11 protein-coding genes, 5 tRNA genes and 1 rRNA gene are annotated in these 13,745 nt (G+C 44.9%); 16 read left to right on the top strand and 1 reads right to left on the bottom strand.

Annotated elements, in window-relative coordinates:
• The first annotated feature begins 80 nt into the window (after positions 1 to 80).
• The 4 genes from D3222_RS16220 (at position 81) to birA (ending at position 2,412) form a co-directional block, all read left to right on the top strand.
• Positions 81 to 156: transfer RNA gene (locus D3222_RS16220), tRNA-Thr, on the top strand.
• Between the two features lie 21 nt (positions 157 to 177).
• Positions 178 to 293 (top strand): 5S ribosomal RNA (rrf, locus tag D3222_RS16215).
• 137 nt (positions 294 to 430) lie between these two features.
• Complete coding sequence (murB, locus tag D3222_RS16210; protein ID WP_118987083.1) at positions 431 to 1,456, top strand: UDP-N-acetylmuramate dehydrogenase; 1,026 nt, start codon at positions 431 to 433, stop codon at positions 1,454 to 1,456.
• On the top strand, positions 1,453 to 2,412 hold the full coding sequence (gene birA, locus D3222_RS16205) for a bifunctional biotin--[acetyl-CoA-carboxylase] ligase/biotin operon repressor BirA (RefSeq protein WP_118987082.1): 960 nt from the start codon (positions 1,453 to 1,455) through the stop codon (positions 2,410 to 2,412). The genes murB and birA overlap by 4 nt, the downstream gene beginning before the upstream one ends.
• A 43-nt stretch (positions 2,413 to 2,455) precedes the next feature.
• On the opposite strand, the gene coaA is transcribed toward birA, so the two are convergent.
• Entirely contained in the window at positions 2,456 to 3,406 is a 951-nt protein-coding gene (coaA, locus tag D3222_RS16200; protein WP_118987081.1) for a type I pantothenate kinase, read from the bottom strand.
• A gap of 432 nt (positions 3,407 to 3,838) precedes the next feature.
• On the opposite strand from coaA, the gene D3222_RS16195 reads away from it, so the two are divergent.
• The 12 genes from D3222_RS16195 (at position 3,839) to rpoB (ending at position 13,636) form a co-directional block, all read left to right on the top strand.
• Positions 3,839 to 3,914, top strand: a tRNA-Thr gene (locus tag D3222_RS16195).
• Between the two features lie 15 nt (positions 3,915 to 3,929).
• Positions 3,930 to 4,014: transfer RNA gene (locus D3222_RS16190), tRNA-Tyr, on the top strand.
• 101 nt (positions 4,015 to 4,115) lie between these two features.
• Positions 4,116 to 4,190 (top strand) — tRNA-Gly (locus tag D3222_RS16185).
• 6 nt (positions 4,191 to 4,196) lie between these two features.
• Positions 4,197 to 4,272 (top strand) — tRNA-Thr (locus D3222_RS16180).
• Positions 4,273 to 4,384: 112 nt separating this feature from the next.
• Complete coding sequence (gene tuf / locus D3222_RS16175) at positions 4,385 to 5,521, top strand: elongation factor Tu (RefSeq protein ID WP_118987080.1); 1,137 nt, start codon at positions 4,385 to 4,387, stop codon at positions 5,519 to 5,521.
• Positions 5,522 to 5,794: 273 nt separating this feature from the next.
• On the top strand, positions 5,795 to 6,178 hold the full coding sequence (secE, locus tag D3222_RS16170) for a preprotein translocase subunit SecE (RefSeq protein ID WP_118987079.1): 384 nt from the start codon (positions 5,795 to 5,797) through the stop codon (positions 6,176 to 6,178).
• A 1-nt stretch (position 6,179) separates the two neighbouring features.
• Positions 6,180 to 6,725 (top strand): transcription termination/antitermination protein NusG, encoded by a 546-nt coding sequence (nusG, locus tag D3222_RS16165; RefSeq protein WP_011144820.1) that lies wholly within the window; start codon positions 6,180 to 6,182, stop codon positions 6,723 to 6,725.
• 158 nt (positions 6,726 to 6,883) lie between these two features.
• The gene (gene rplK, locus D3222_RS16160) at positions 6,884 to 7,312 is read left to right on the top strand and encodes a 50S ribosomal protein L11 (protein WP_118987078.1); all 429 of its coding nucleotides are present in this window, start codon (positions 6,884 to 6,886) and stop codon (positions 7,310 to 7,312) included.
• 3 nt (positions 7,313 to 7,315) lie between these two features.
• Positions 7,316 to 8,017, top strand: a complete 702-nt coding sequence (rplA, locus tag D3222_RS16155; RefSeq protein WP_118987077.1) for a 50S ribosomal protein L1 — start codon at positions 7,316 to 7,318, stop codon at positions 8,015 to 8,017.
• Positions 8,018 to 8,332: 315 nt separating this feature from the next.
• Complete coding sequence (rplJ, locus tag D3222_RS16150; RefSeq protein ID WP_118987076.1) at positions 8,333 to 8,839, top strand: 50S ribosomal protein L10; 507 nt, start codon at positions 8,333 to 8,335, stop codon at positions 8,837 to 8,839.
• A 63-nt stretch (positions 8,840 to 8,902) separates the two neighbouring features.
• On the top strand, positions 8,903 to 9,268 hold the full coding sequence (gene rplL / locus D3222_RS16145) for a 50S ribosomal protein L7/L12 (protein ID WP_118987075.1): 366 nt from the start codon (positions 8,903 to 8,905) through the stop codon (positions 9,266 to 9,268).
• 339 nt (positions 9,269 to 9,607) lie between these two features.
• Positions 9,608 to 13,636: a DNA-directed RNA polymerase subunit beta gene (gene rpoB / locus D3222_RS16140; protein WP_118987074.1), complete on the top strand. Its 4,029-nt coding sequence runs from the start codon at positions 9,608 to 9,610 to the stop codon at positions 13,634 to 13,636.
• Positions 13,637 to 13,745: the final 109 nt, after the last annotated feature.

Genomic DNA, 13,745 nt, shown 5'->3' with positions numbered 1-13,745 from the left:
GGTCTCCCCATGTGAGAGTAGGGAACCGCCAGGCTTTAATTTTTTGGGGTTTGCGTTAATATTGACGGCGAGCCGCTATTGCTGATATGGCTCAGTTGGTAGAGCACACCCTTGGTAAGGGTGAGGTCCCCAGTTCGAATCTGGGTATCAGCACCATGATAATATATAAAGAATTTGTCTGGCGGCGATAGCGCGGTGGTCCCACCTGACCCCATGCCGAACTCAGCAGTGAAACGCCGTAGCGCCGATGGTAGTGTGGGGTCTCCCCATGTGAGAGTAGGGAACTGCCAGGCTTTATTTTAAGACAAAAAGGCCATCCAAAAGGGTGGCCTTTTTGCATTTAGAGAAAAAACTAACTTTGTTTTCCAACTGTTTTCCATGTCTGTAGGCTGATAAACTACTTATTAAATAGCTATTGAGTATTGAGTAAATGCTTTCTCTTAAAGAGTTTAATACTTTTGGGTTATCAGCCCATGCTAAATGTTTAGATATAGCTGAATCTGCTGAATCTTTATTAGCTTTATGGCAGAAAGCTAAAAGCCGAAAACAACCTGTACTGCTGCTTGGCGGGGGTAGTAATGTCTTATTTACTGACGATTTTGAAGGAACTGTGATTCTGAATAGAATCATGGGGATTCAATACCAGGAAACTGATGAATCATGGTGTCTACATGTAGGAGCGGGAGAAAATTGGCACGAATTAGTCTGTTATTCTCTTAAAAATCAGATTTATGGATTAGAGAATCTGGCGTTAATTCCAGGTTGTGCTGGTGCGGCCCCGATTCAAAATATTGGCGCGTATGGTATTGAATTTAGAGATGTATGTGAGTACGTAGATGTCCTGAATCTGGAAACTGGAGAACAAACGCGTCTTAGTGTTGATGAATGTCAGTTTGGGTATCGGGATAGTATTTTCAAGCATAAATATCAAGAAAGTTATTTTATTATCTCTGTAGGCTTACTGTTGAAGAAGAATTGGCAGCCGATGTTGAGCTATGGTGATTTGACTAGGTTGTCGAGAAGTAGTGTAACTCCTCAGCAGATTTTTGATTCAGTATGTACAATGCGCGCCAGTAAATTACCTGATCCTGCAATAATAGGAAACGCAGGTAGTTTCTTTAAAAATCCAATTGTCAGTGCGGAAGTTGCGGTAAAAATTAAAGAAAGTTACCCTGATAGCCCCCAGTATCCTCATGCTAGTGGGATGTTCAAATTAGCGGCAGGTTGGCTCATTGAACGGTGTAATTTAAAAGGTTATCGCATCGGTGGTGCATCTGTGCATTTCAGACAAGCTCTAGTATTGATAAATCAGGGAAATGCGACCGGTAAGGATGTAATCGCATTGGCTGCCTATATTCGCCAGCAAGTGATAAGTAAGTTTGGTGTATTACTTGAACCTGAGGTGCGTTTTATTGGTTCGAAAGGCGAAATTGATGCTGTGGAATGTATTTCATGAAAGATATAACCGTACCATTACAATTGATTAAAATTTTGTCTGATGGTGAAGTCCATTCTGGTCAACAACTGGGGCAAGATTTAGGGATGAGCAGGGCTGGAATTAATAAGCATATACAGACAATTCGTGAATGGGGAATTGAACTGGAAACTGCTCCTGGTAAAGGTTATAGCCTCATGGTACCTATGCAGCTACTTGATGAGTCTACTATTTTGCAATACTTACCTCAGGATCGTATAACTGTTTTGCCAGTTATTGATTCGACTAATCAGTATTTGCTTGAGCGTTTATCTGAGTTGAAATCAGGGGATGCTTGTGTTGCAGAGTACCAGTATGCTGGCAGAGGGCGGCGTGGAAGGAAATGGGTTTCACCCTTTGGCAAAAATCTTTATTTATCTATGTATTGGCGCCTTGAACAAGGACCTGCTGCTGCAATCGGATTGAGTTTGGTTGTTGGCATTGTTATTGCTGAAGTATTGCATCGATTTGGCGCTAATAGAATTAAGGTAAAATGGCCAAATGATTTATATCTTGATGATAAGAAGTTAGCGGGAATCTTAGTTGAATTAATAGGAAAGACTGGTGATGCTGCTCAGGTTGTGATAGGTACGGGTATAAATATTTCGATGGATCATAAGGACGAAGAACCTATTAATCAGCAATGGATTAATTTGTTGCAGTCAGGAATTAAAGTTGATCGTAATAAATTGGCTGTAGAAATAATACTTGATCTAAGGAAAGCTCTAATTCAGTTTGAAAATGAAGGTTTGTCTTCATTTGTTTCTCGGTGGTTTGAGTTAGATAATTTTATGGATAGACCGGTGAAATTAATCATTGGTAGTCAGGAAGTGTATGGTATAGCCAGGGGTATTAATCAGCAAGGTGCTTTGTTACTTGATCAGAATGATGTCATAACCCCATATATCGGCGGGGAGATTTCTTTAAGAGGTTGTTAAAAATGACCGGAAGAGACATATCTTCCGGGTTCGGAGGCTATCTTTACTTACGTAGCCTTACGCTTTCAATAGTGTGATTAGTACCTTTTGTCATGATTAGACTTGCGCGTTCTCGAGTGGGTAAAATATTTTGTCGCAAATTCAGTCCATTGATCTCTTGCCAGATATCAGATGCAGTATTTATGGCTTCTTCTTCTGATAGCTTGGAATAACTGTGGAAATAAGAATCTGGATCGGAAAAGGCACCCTGGCGGAATTTTAAGAAACGACTGATATACCAACTTTTGAGTAATTTTTCTGGGGCATCGACGTAGATAGAAAAGTCGACAAAATCAGAGACGAATACATGGTGTGGATCATGAGGATAATCCATACCGCTTTGTAATACATTCAGACCCTCTAGAATCAAAATGTCTGGTTGTTTAATGAGTTTTTGCTCATTCGGTACGATATCATAGGTAAGGTGAGAGTAAACTGGTGCGGATACTTGTTTAGAGCCCGATTTAATATCAGATACAAATTTCACTAAGCTATGCATATCATATGATTGCGGGAACCCTTTCTTTTTCATCAGCCCACGTTCATTCAGCACGTTGTTAGAATGTAGAAAACCATCTGTAGTAATTAATTCTACACTTCTGTGTTCAGGCCAACGACTCAGTAGAGCTTGCAATAGACGAGCAGTAGTGCTTTTACCAACAGCAACACTGCCAGCAATTCCTATGACATAAGGGACTTTTTGTTCATCAGTACCTAGAAATTGTTCGAGCACTGCTTGACGACGTAAATTTGAACTAATATAAAAATTGAGCAAGCGAGATAAAGGAAGGTAGATCTCAACAACTTCTTCTAAAGAAATTTCTTCATTAATTCCTTTTAAATCAATTAATTCTTCTTTTGTTAATGTCAGTGGAACTGAATCACGTAAGGTTGCCCATTGTTCACGATTGAATTGCAAATATGGAGTAGCCAAAAAAGGTTCTTTTTTATTCATAAACCAACATCTGCCTGTTTATGCAGGTTGGACAAGTTGCAATAAACAACCTGTACCTGACAAAAAATAAATCGCATGATATCGACTGATGAGCGGCAGGCGTAGGCTTTTTTATATTTTTAGCGGTTTTTTTTGTAAGATAATGCAGAATTGTAAAAAATTGAGTTGTTTTACTTAATTTTAGCTTCGGCTGTTTGTTTATCATGATGGAGATTTAAATGACACAAGATGAAGCGGCCTATCAAGTTTTATCGGGCACTGTGATCAGTTCCTTAGTAGTTGTAGGTAATTTTTAGTTCATTATTTGAGCTAAATCTATTGAAAAAAACAGCTAATCGAATGAAAATGAGCGTTTTGTGACCGAATGATCAAGGAAAGCAATTTTTTTGTTGCATAGAGCGTTCACACTGCCTAGAATGCGCAGCACTTGATGCTGGCATAGCTCAGTTGGTAGAGCAACTGACTTGTAATCAGTAGGTCCCGAGTTCGACTCTTGGTGCCGGCACCATTGAAAACTTGGAAAGGTGGGGTTCCCGAGCGGCCAAAGGGAGCAGACTGTAAATCTGCCGTCACAGACTTCGAAGGTTCGAATCCTTCCCCCACCACCAAAGAATCAGATTTAATCTTGATATTATTTTTGTGCTTAATTGGAAGCGAAGTATATCGAGAGCAACGTACAGCTGATTAAAGTCAGGTAGCTGAGTTCAATGCGGGCATCGTATAATGGCTATTACCTCAGCCTTCCAAGCTGATGATGCGGGTTCGATTCCCGCTGCCCGCTCCAAGATGTGCTGATATAGCTCAGTTGGTAGAGCGCACCCTTGGTAAGGGTGAGGTCGGCAGTTCGAATCTGCCTATCAGCACCACTTCCTTAATGTCCTTAGTCTCCCGATTTTATTCCTGTAAGCGATATTCAACGAGCAATTGCTTGGTTGATGTGGTGGAACCACCGATTCCGTGTCTTAGAGGGACAATCTAATGTCTAAAGAAAAGTTTGAACGTACAAAACCGCACGTTAACGTTGGTACTATCGGCCACGTTGACCACGGTAAAACTACCCTGACTGCTGCTATCACTACTGTACTGGCTAAAACCTACGGTGGTAACGCTCGTGCATTCGACCAAATCGATAACGCGCCAGAAGAAAAAGCGCGTGGTATCACCATCTCTACTTCTCACGTAGAATATGATACCCCAAGCCGCCACTATGCGCACGTTGACTGCCCAGGCCACGCCGACTATGTGAAAAACATGATCACCGGTGCGGCTCAGATGGACGGCGCGATCCTGGTAGTTGCCGCGACTGACGGTCCAATGCCACAGACGCGTGAGCACATCCTGTTAGGCCGTCAGGTAGGCGTTCCTTACATCATCGTGTTCCTGAACAAATGTGACATGGTAGACGACNAGTATGATTTCCCAGGCGACGACACGCCAGTAATCCGTGGTTCTGCTCTGAAAGCACTGGAAGGTGATGCAGAGTGGGAAGCCAAAATCATCGAACTGGCAGAAGCCCTGGACAGCTACATCCCAGAACCCGAGCGTGCAATTGACCAGCCATTCCTGCTGCCAATCGAAGACGTATTCTCTATTTCAGGCCGTGGTACCGTGGTGACCGGTCGTGTAGAGCGCGGTATCGTTAAAGTGGGTGAAGAAGTTGAAATCGTGGGTATTAAAGACACGACTAAAACCACGTGTACGGGTGTGGAAATGTTCCGCAAACTGCTGGACGAAGGCCGTGCGGGTGAGAACGTGGGTGTTCTGCTGCGTGGTACCAAGCGTGACGAAATCGAACGTGGTCAGGTATTGGCAAAACCCGGTTCAATCAAGCCACACACCACTTTCGAATCAGAAGTTTATATTCTGAGCAAAGACGAAGGCGGCCGTCATACTCCGTTCTTCAAAGGCTACCGCCCACAGTTCTACTTCCGTACAACTGACGTGACCGGGACTATCGAACTGCCAGAAGGCGTGGAAATGGTGATGCCAGGTGATAACATTCAGATGATTGTTACCCTGATTGCACCAATCGCGATGGACCAGGGTCTGCGCTTCGCAATCCGTGAAGGTGGCCGTACAGTAGGTGCTGGTGTTGTTGCTAAAGTTATCGCATAATTTTTTGATGTGATTACTCTAAAAGGGCATCAACTGATGCCCTTTTTGTACGTTGTTTTATAAGAACCTATCTCATCAATAGTTGTTTTTAATTATTGGTGAGATAGGCTCTGATACAACGAATTGGCTATATATCTCTCAGATATACAATGTCATACTGAATTATGGCGCCAAGTCAGATACAATCACTCAAATTTTTTGGTTCGGTCTGATTTGTTTTGCTCTTGCGAGGCAAGCTGGCTATCTATTTAAATCATAGTTACAGGTTGGTTTATGAGTACGAATAGCGATGCTCAAGAAAGCAGGCGTAGTCTTGAGGTAATGAAATGGCTATTAGTGGCAGCCTTATTAACGGTTGCTATCGTTGGAAACTACCTTTATCGGGAGTATAGCCTTCCTCTACGCGCGATGGCGGTTGTTGTTATTGTTGCTCTTGCGGGAGCGGTTGCGCTCTGGACAGCTAAAGGTAAAACCACACTGGCTTTTGCCCGTGAAGCCCGCGTTGAAATGCGCAAAGTCATTTGGCCAACTCGCCAGGAAGCGTTGCACACAACTTTGATTGTGGCGGCAGTGACTGCATTGATGTCTTTGATCCTCTGGGGTCTTGACGGCATCCTGGTGCGTTTAGTTTCATTTATTACAGGCCTGAGGTTCTAAGATGTCAGATTCCCCAAAAAAACGTTGGTATGTCATACAGGCATTCTCCGGGTTTGAAGGTCGTGTTGCACAATCTTTACGTGAACATATCAAACTGCATGATATGGAAGATTCTTTTGGCGAAGTGATGGTGCCAACAGAGGAAGTTGTTGAGATTCGTAGCGGCCAGCGTCGCAAAAGTGAACGCAAATTCTTCCCTGGGTATGTGCTGGTACAAATGATCATGAACGATGCAACATGGCATCTTGTTCGCAGCGTACCGCGTGTCATGGGTTTTATCGGTGGCACATCTGACCGCCCGGCACCAATCAGTGATAAAGAAGTTGATGCGATTATGAATCGTCTTCAGCAGGTTGGTGATAAACCACGGCCAAAAACATTGTTCGAACCAGGCGAAATGGTCCGTGTCAGCGATGGCCCATTTGCAGACTTCAATGGTGTTGTGGAAGAAGTCGACTACGAGAAAAGCCGCCTGAAGGTATCGGTTTCTATCTTTGGTCGTGCTACACCCGTTGAGCTGGATTTCAGTCAGGTAGAGAAAGCTTAATTTCTAGGCATATCTTCTAGCTGGCTTGCAATAGGCGTGAAATTAACATACAATTTCGCGCCTTTTGTTTTTAGTGGTCTGGCCTGAAACGGCGGGGCTGAAATGACAGGGGAGCCTTTTAAACAAGGCGATATCACCCACACAGAGGAAAATTATCAATGGCTAAGAAAGTACAAGCCTATGTCAAGTTGCAGGTTGCAGCGGGTATGGCTAACCCAAGCCCTCCAGTAGGTCCTGCTTTAGGTCAGCAGGGTGTTAACATCATGGAATTCTGTAAGGCGTTCAATGCTAAAACTGATAGCATTGAAAAAGGCTTGCCGATTCCTGTTGTGATCACTGTTTATTCTGATCGCTCTTTCACTTTCGTGACTAAAACCCCACCAGCCGCTGTTCTGCTGAAAAAAGCAGCCGGTGTTAAATCAGGTTCCGGCAAACCGAATAAAGATAAAGTTGGTAAAGTAACCAGCGCTCAGATTCGTGAAATTGCTGAAACTAAAGCTGCGGATATGACTGGTACTGATGTTGACGCAATGATGCGTTCAATTGAAGGTACTGCTCGTTCCATGGGCCTGGTAGTGGAGGGTTAATCGATGGCTAAACTGACCAAGCGCATGAGCGCAATCCGTGAAAAAGTTGATGCAACTAAACAGTATGACATTAACGAAGCCGTTGTTCTTCTGAAAGAACTGGCAACTGCTAAATTCGTAGAAAGCGTTGACGTTGCTGTTAATCTCGGCATCGATGCTCGTAAATCTGACCAGAACGTACGTGGTGCAACTGTACTACCTCACGGTACTGGCCGTTCCGTTCGCGTAGCTGTATTTACCCAGGGTGCAAACGCTGAAGCTGCTAAAGCGGCTGGCGCTGAACTGGTAGGTATGGAAGACCTGGCTGAACAGGTTAAAAAAGGCGAAATGAACTTTGACGTTGTTATCGCATCTCCAGATGCAATGCGCGTTGTTGGCCAATTAGGTCAAATCCTGGGCCCACGTGGCCTGATGCCAAACCCTAAAGTGGGTACTGTAACACCTAACGTTGCTGAAGCTGTTCAGAATGCTAAAGCGGGTCAGGTTCGTTACCGTAACGATAAAAACGGCATTATCCACACCACCATTGGTAAAGTTGACTTCGACGCTGACAAATTGAAAGAAAACCTGGAAGCTCTGCTGGTTGCGCTGAAAAAAGCTAAGCCATCTTCTGCCAAGGGTATTTTTATTAAGAAAGTTAGCCTGTCCACTACTATGGGCGCAGGTGTTGCGATTGATCAGTCTGGTCTGAATGCTTCAGCTTAATTTTAGCTGAATGTGATTGTGATTATCGCTTTACCTTGGCGTCGGATTTGTCTAGAATTTGGCGCCTTATGTTTGGCTAGTAAGTTTTTTATTAGCTAAATAAAAAATTTTCGGTTGGAGCTTGGCCTAATCCAAGCCCCGTCCAAGACCGCAGGTGTAAGTAATTACTTAATATTCCTGCGTAGACGGTGACAGAGCCAAATGAAATTCATTTCTGGATTCTGCTCACCGTGTTTTAGAGCTCAAGCCCCTTTATGGTGTTATGAGCGATGTGAGTTCCGGGTTCTTCCCGGTTAATCCAGGAGCAAGAAGCTAATGGCACTAAATCTTCAAGACAAACAAGCGATTGTTGCTGAAGTCAGCGAAGTTGCCAAAGGCGCGCTGTCTGCGGTTGTTGCGGATTCCCGTGGCGTTACTGTAGATAAAATGACTGAACTGCGTAAAGCAGGTCGCGAAGCGGGCGTTTACATTCGTGTTGTTCGTAACACGCTGATCCGCCGTGCTGTTGAAGGTACTGCCTATGAGTGCCTGAAAGAAGCGTTTGTTGGTCCAACCTTGATTGCTTTTTCTAACGAACACCCGGGCGCAGCTGCTCGTCTGTTCAAAGAGTTCGCGAAAGCGAATCCAGCACTCGAGATTAAAGCAGCAGCCTTTGAAGGTGAGTTTATTCCTGCGGCCAATATTGACCGTTTGGCAACACTCCCGACTTACGAAGAAGCAATCGCACGCCTGATGTCAACCATGAAAGAAGCCGTTGCAGGCAAACTGGTTCGTACTCTGGCTGCGTTACGCGAGTCACGCGAGCAGAAAGAAGTAGCTTAATTGCCGATTTCCTTCGTTGCTTTTTAACGTATAAATTATTTCTGAATTTTAGGAACACTTGTTATGTCTATCAATAAAGAACAAATTCTGGACGCAGTTGCAGGTATGTCCGTTATGGATGTTGTTGAACTGATCACTGCAATGGAAGACAAATTCGGCGTTTCCGCGGCAGCGGCTGTTGCTGTAGTTGCTGGCGCTGCTGAAGCTGTTGAAGAACAAACTGAGTTTGACGTTGTTCTGTCTTCTATCGGCGCTAACAAAGTTGCTGTTATCAAGGCAGTACGTGGCGCAACTGGCCTGGGTCTGAAAGAAGCAAAAGATCTGGTTGAAAGCGCTCCAGCTGTACTGAAAGAAGCTATCAGCAAAGATGAAGCTAACACACTGAAAAAATCTCTGGAAGAAGCTGGTGCTTCTGTTGAGATTAAGTAAGTTCAGTTTTGAGTTAGCAGCCTGACTTTACAGGCTGACGGCTGGTGATTTTTTAATCACCAGCCTTTTTGCGCTGTAGGGCATTAGTAGCATTTCCACTGTTTGGCTGCTAATTAACCCCCAAATACTTTTTCCTATTGACGACTTAATATACTGCGTTCTCAGCTACGATCCACTCGGGTAGCTCGGTAGTAAGGTAGCGCAATGAAATGATTTAAGAGTAATAGCAATGAGTATTACGGAAAATAATTCAATTTTCTGTTCGAAAAAACAGTGTCGTAAAGAGCTGTCCTTTAGGGCGGGCAGAGTGGGTCACTGATCAGCGAGCTGAGGAACCCTATGGTTTACTCCTATACCGAGAAAAAACGTATTCGTAAGGATTTTGGTAAGCGTCCACAAGTTTTGGATGTACCCTATCTCCTTTCTATCCAACTTGACTCGTTCCAGAAATTTATCGAGCAAGATCCAGAAGGCCAGAATGGTTTAGAAGCGGCATTCCGTTCTGTATTCCCAATTCAAAGCTACAGTGGCAGTTCGGAGCTGCAATACGTTAGCTACCGTCTTGGTGAGCCAGTGTTTGATGTTAAAGAGTGCCAGATTCGTGGTGTCACTTATTCTGCACCTCTGCGCGTTAAACTGCGTCTGGTCATCTATGAACGTGAAGCACCGGAAGGCACGGTCAAAGACATCAAAGAACAAGAAGTCTACATGGGTGAAATTCCGCTCATGACTGACAACGGTACTTTTGTTATCAATGGTACTGAGCGGGTTATTGTCTCCCAGTTACATCGTAGTCCTGGTGTATTCTTTGACAGCGATAAGGGCAAAACTCACTCATCCGGTAAAGTGCTGTATAACGCACGTATTATCCCTTACCGTGGTTCTTGGTTAGATTTCGAATTCGATCCAAAAGATAACCTGTTTGTGCGTATTGACCGTCGCCGTAAATTGCCGGCAACCATTATTCTGCGTGCAATGAATTACAGCACTGAAGAGATCTTGAACCTGTTCTTCAGTAAAACGATTTTCGAAATTCGTGACAACAGACTGCAAATGACCCTGGTACCAGAACGTTTGCGTGGTGAAACCGCTTCTTTTGATATTGAAGCAAACGGCAAGGTTTATGTTGAAAAAGGCCGTCGTATTACCGCACGTCATATCCGCCAATTAGAAAAAGACGAAGTGAACCGTATTGAGGTTCCGGTTGAATACATCGCGGGTAAAGTTGTTGCAAGAGATTACATTGATGTCAATACAGGTGAAATTATCTGTGCGGCTAACATGGAACTCTCTTTGGATCTGTTGGCACGTTTGAGCCAGGCTGGTCACAAATCTATCGAAACATTGTTCACCAACGATTTAGATCACGGCGCATATATTTCCGAGACACTTCGTGTTGATCCAACCAACGATCGTTTAGGTGCATTGGTTGAAATCTATCGCATGATGCGTCCTGGTGAGCCGCCAACCCGTGAAGCAGCAGAAAATCTGTTTGAAAATCTGTTCTTCTCAGAAGATCGTTACGATCTTTCTGCGGTTGGTCGTATGAAATTCAACCGTTCACTAAGCCGAGAAGAAGTTGAAGGCTCTGGTATTCTGAGTAAAAATGACATCACTGATGTCATGAAGAAGCTCATTGACATCCGTAACGGTAAAGGCGAAGTCGACGATATTGACCACTTAGGTAACCGTCGTATCCGTTCTGTGGGTGAAATGGCGGAAAACCAGTTCCGTGTTGGTCTGGTACGTGTTGAGCGTGCGGTTAAAGAGCGTCTGTCTCTGGGTGATCTGGATACTCTGATGCCTCAGGATATGATCAACGCTAAGCCAATTTCCGCCGCGGTGAAAGAATTCTTTGGTTCCAGCCAGCTGTCTCAGTTTATGGACCAAAACAATCCACTTTCTGAAATCACTCACAAACGCCGTATTTCTGCGTTGGGCCCAGGTGGTTTGACCCGTGAGCGTGCGGGCTTCGAAGTGCGTGACGTACATCCAACGCATTATGGTCGCGTATGTCCAATCGAAACCCCGGAAGGTCCGAACATCGGTCTGATTAACTCATTGTCTGTTTATGCGCAGACTAACGAGTATGGTTTCCTTGAAACCCCATACCGTCTGGTTCGTGATGGTGTTGTCACTGATGAAATTCATTACTTGTCTGCGATTGAAGAAGGTAACTTCGTTATCGCACAGGCAAACACCGTATTGGACGATGAAGGTCACTTCGTTGAAGATCTGATAACCTGCCGTAATTATGGCGAATCCAGTTTATTCAACCGTGAACAGGTTGAGTATATGGACGTTTCCACTCAGCAGGTGGTTTCCGTCGGTGCTTCCTTGATCCCATTCTTGGAACACGATGACGCAAACCGCGCATTGATGGGTGCAAACATGCAACGTCAGGCTGTTCCTACTCTGCGTGCTGATAAGCCGCTGGTCGGTACAGGTATGGAACGTGCTGTAGCGGTTGACTCAGGTGTAACTTCCGTTGCTAAACGCGGCGGCGTGGTTCAGTACGTTGATGCATCCCGTATCGTTATCAAAGTAAACGAAGACGAAATGTATCCGGGTGAAGCAGGTATCGATATCTATAACCTGACTAAATACACCCGTTCTAACCAGAACACCTGTATTAACCAAATGCCATGTGTTTCTCTGGGCGAACCCGTAGAGCGCGGTGATGTACTGGCTGACGGCCCATCCACTGACTTGGGTGAATTGGCGCTGGGTCAGAACATGCGCGTAGCGTTCATGCCGTGGAATGGTTATAACTTCGAGGACTCCATCTTAGTTTCTGAGCGTGTTGTCCAGGAAGATCGCTTTACAACTATTCACATCCAGGAACTGGCTTGTGTGTCTCGTGATACCAAATTAGGGCCTGAGGAGATCACTGCTGACATTCCTAACGTGGGTGAAGCGGCACTCTCCAAACTGGATGAATCCGGTATTGTTTATATTGGTGCGGAAGTGACTGGCGGTGACATTCTGGTTGGTAAAGTGACACCTAAAGGTGAAACTCAGCTGACGCCAGAAGAAAAACTGCTGCGTGCTATCTTCGGTGAGAAAGCGTCTGATGTTAAAGACTCTTCTCTGCGCGTACCCAATGGCGTATCCGGTACGGTTATCGACGTACAGGTATTTACCCGAGACGGCGTTGAAAAAGATAAACGTGCTCTGGAAATCGAAGAGATGCAACTGCGTCAGGCTAAGAAAGACCTGACAGAAGAGTTGCGGATCTTTGAAGCTGGCTTGTTTGCCCGTATCCGTTCTGTCCTGATTTCTGGCGGCATTGAAGCTGAGAAATTGGATAAGCTGCCTCGTGAGCGTTGGTTAGAACTGGGTCTGGCGGATGAAGAAAAACAGAATCAGCTGGAACAGTTGGCTGAACAGTATGACGAACTGAAAACTGAGTTCGAGAAAAAACTGGACGCTAAACGTCGTAAGATCACGCAGGGCGATGACTTAGCACCGGGCGTGCTGAAAATCGTTAAAGTTTATCTGGCGGTTAAGCGTCAGATTCAGCCGGGTGATAAGATGGCGGGCCGCCACGGTAACAAGGGTGTTATCTCCAAGATCAACCCGATCGAAGATATGCCTTACGATGAAAACGGCACTCCGGTAGATATCGTACTGAACCCACTGGGCGTACCATCACGTATGAACATTGGTCAGATCTTGGAAACTCACCTGGGGATGGCTGCGAAAGGTATTGGTGACAAGATTAACGCGATGCTGAAACAGCAGCAGGAAGTCGCCAAACTGCGTGAATTTATCCAGAAAGCTTATGACCTGGGTGATGAAACCCGTCAGAAAGTTGATCTGAACACTTTCTCTGATGAAGAAGTTATGCGTTTGGCAGAAAACTTGAAAAAAGGTATGCCAATTGCAACACCAGTATTTGATGGTGCGAAAGAGAAAGAAATTAAAGAACTGCTGAAACTGGGTGACTTGCCAACTTCTGGGCAAATTACCCTGTTTGATGGTCGTACTGGTGAGCAATTCGAACGTCAGGTTACAGTTGGCTACATGTATATGTTGAAACTGAACCACCTGGTGGATGACAAAATGCATGCTCGTTCAACCGGTTCGTACAGCCTGGTTACTCAGCAACCGCTGGGTGGTAAGGCGCAGTTCGGTGGTCAACGCTTCGGTGAGATGGAAGTGTGGGCATTGGAAGCATATGGTGCCGCGTACACCTTGCAGGAAATGCTCACCGTCAAGTCCGACGATGTTAACGGCCGTACCAAGATGTATAAAAACATCGTGGATGGCAACCACCAGATGGAACCAGGAATGCCGGAATCCTTCAACGTATTGTTGAAAGAGATCCGCTCTCTGGGTATTAACATCGAGCTGGAAGACGAATAAACCGTATTCCCGCTGGTACTGCCCTGAATGGATATGACGGGCAGTTTACCAGCCAGTGGTTGCACTGGTCATAGGGGAGAGTGGCATGGGCCGCTCTCCTGACAGGTCT

The organism is Photorhabdus sp. CRCIA-P01, assembly GCF_003545805.1.
GTDB lineage: Bacteria > Pseudomonadota > Gammaproteobacteria > Enterobacterales > Enterobacteriaceae > Photorhabdus > Photorhabdus antumapuensis.
Note: the sequence above shows the minus strand (reverse complement) of the source record. Positions and strands in the feature narration are given on the sequence as shown.

Coding starts and splice junctions, on each gene's coding strand:
- birA (WP_118987082.1), top strand. CDS start 1,453: ATGAAAGATATAACCGTACCATTACAATTGATTAAAATTTTGTCTGAT.
- rpoB (WP_118987074.1), top strand. CDS start 9,608: ATGGTTTACTCCTATACCGAGAAAAAACGTATTCGTAAGGATTTTGGT.
- rplL (WP_118987075.1), top strand. CDS start 8,903: ATGTCTATCAATAAAGAACAAATTCTGGACGCAGTTGCAGGTATGTCC.
- coaA (WP_118987081.1), bottom strand. CDS start 3,406: ATGAATAAAAAAGAACCTTTTTTGGCTACTCCATATTTGCAATTCAAT.
- nusG (WP_011144820.1), top strand. CDS start 6,180: ATGTCAGATTCCCCAAAAAAACGTTGGTATGTCATACAGGCATTCTCC.
- rplK (WP_118987078.1), top strand. CDS start 6,884: ATGGCTAAGAAAGTACAAGCCTATGTCAAGTTGCAGGTTGCAGCGGGT.
- murB (WP_118987083.1), top strand. CDS start 431: ATGCTTTCTCTTAAAGAGTTTAATACTTTTGGGTTATCAGCCCATGCT.
- secE (WP_118987079.1), top strand. CDS start 5,795: ATGAGTACGAATAGCGATGCTCAAGAAAGCAGGCGTAGTCTTGAGGTA.
- rplJ (WP_118987076.1), top strand. CDS start 8,333: ATGGCACTAAATCTTCAAGACAAACAAGCGATTGTTGCTGAAGTCAGC.
- rplA (WP_118987077.1), top strand. CDS start 7,316: ATGGCTAAACTGACCAAGCGCATGAGCGCAATCCGTGAAAAAGTTGAT.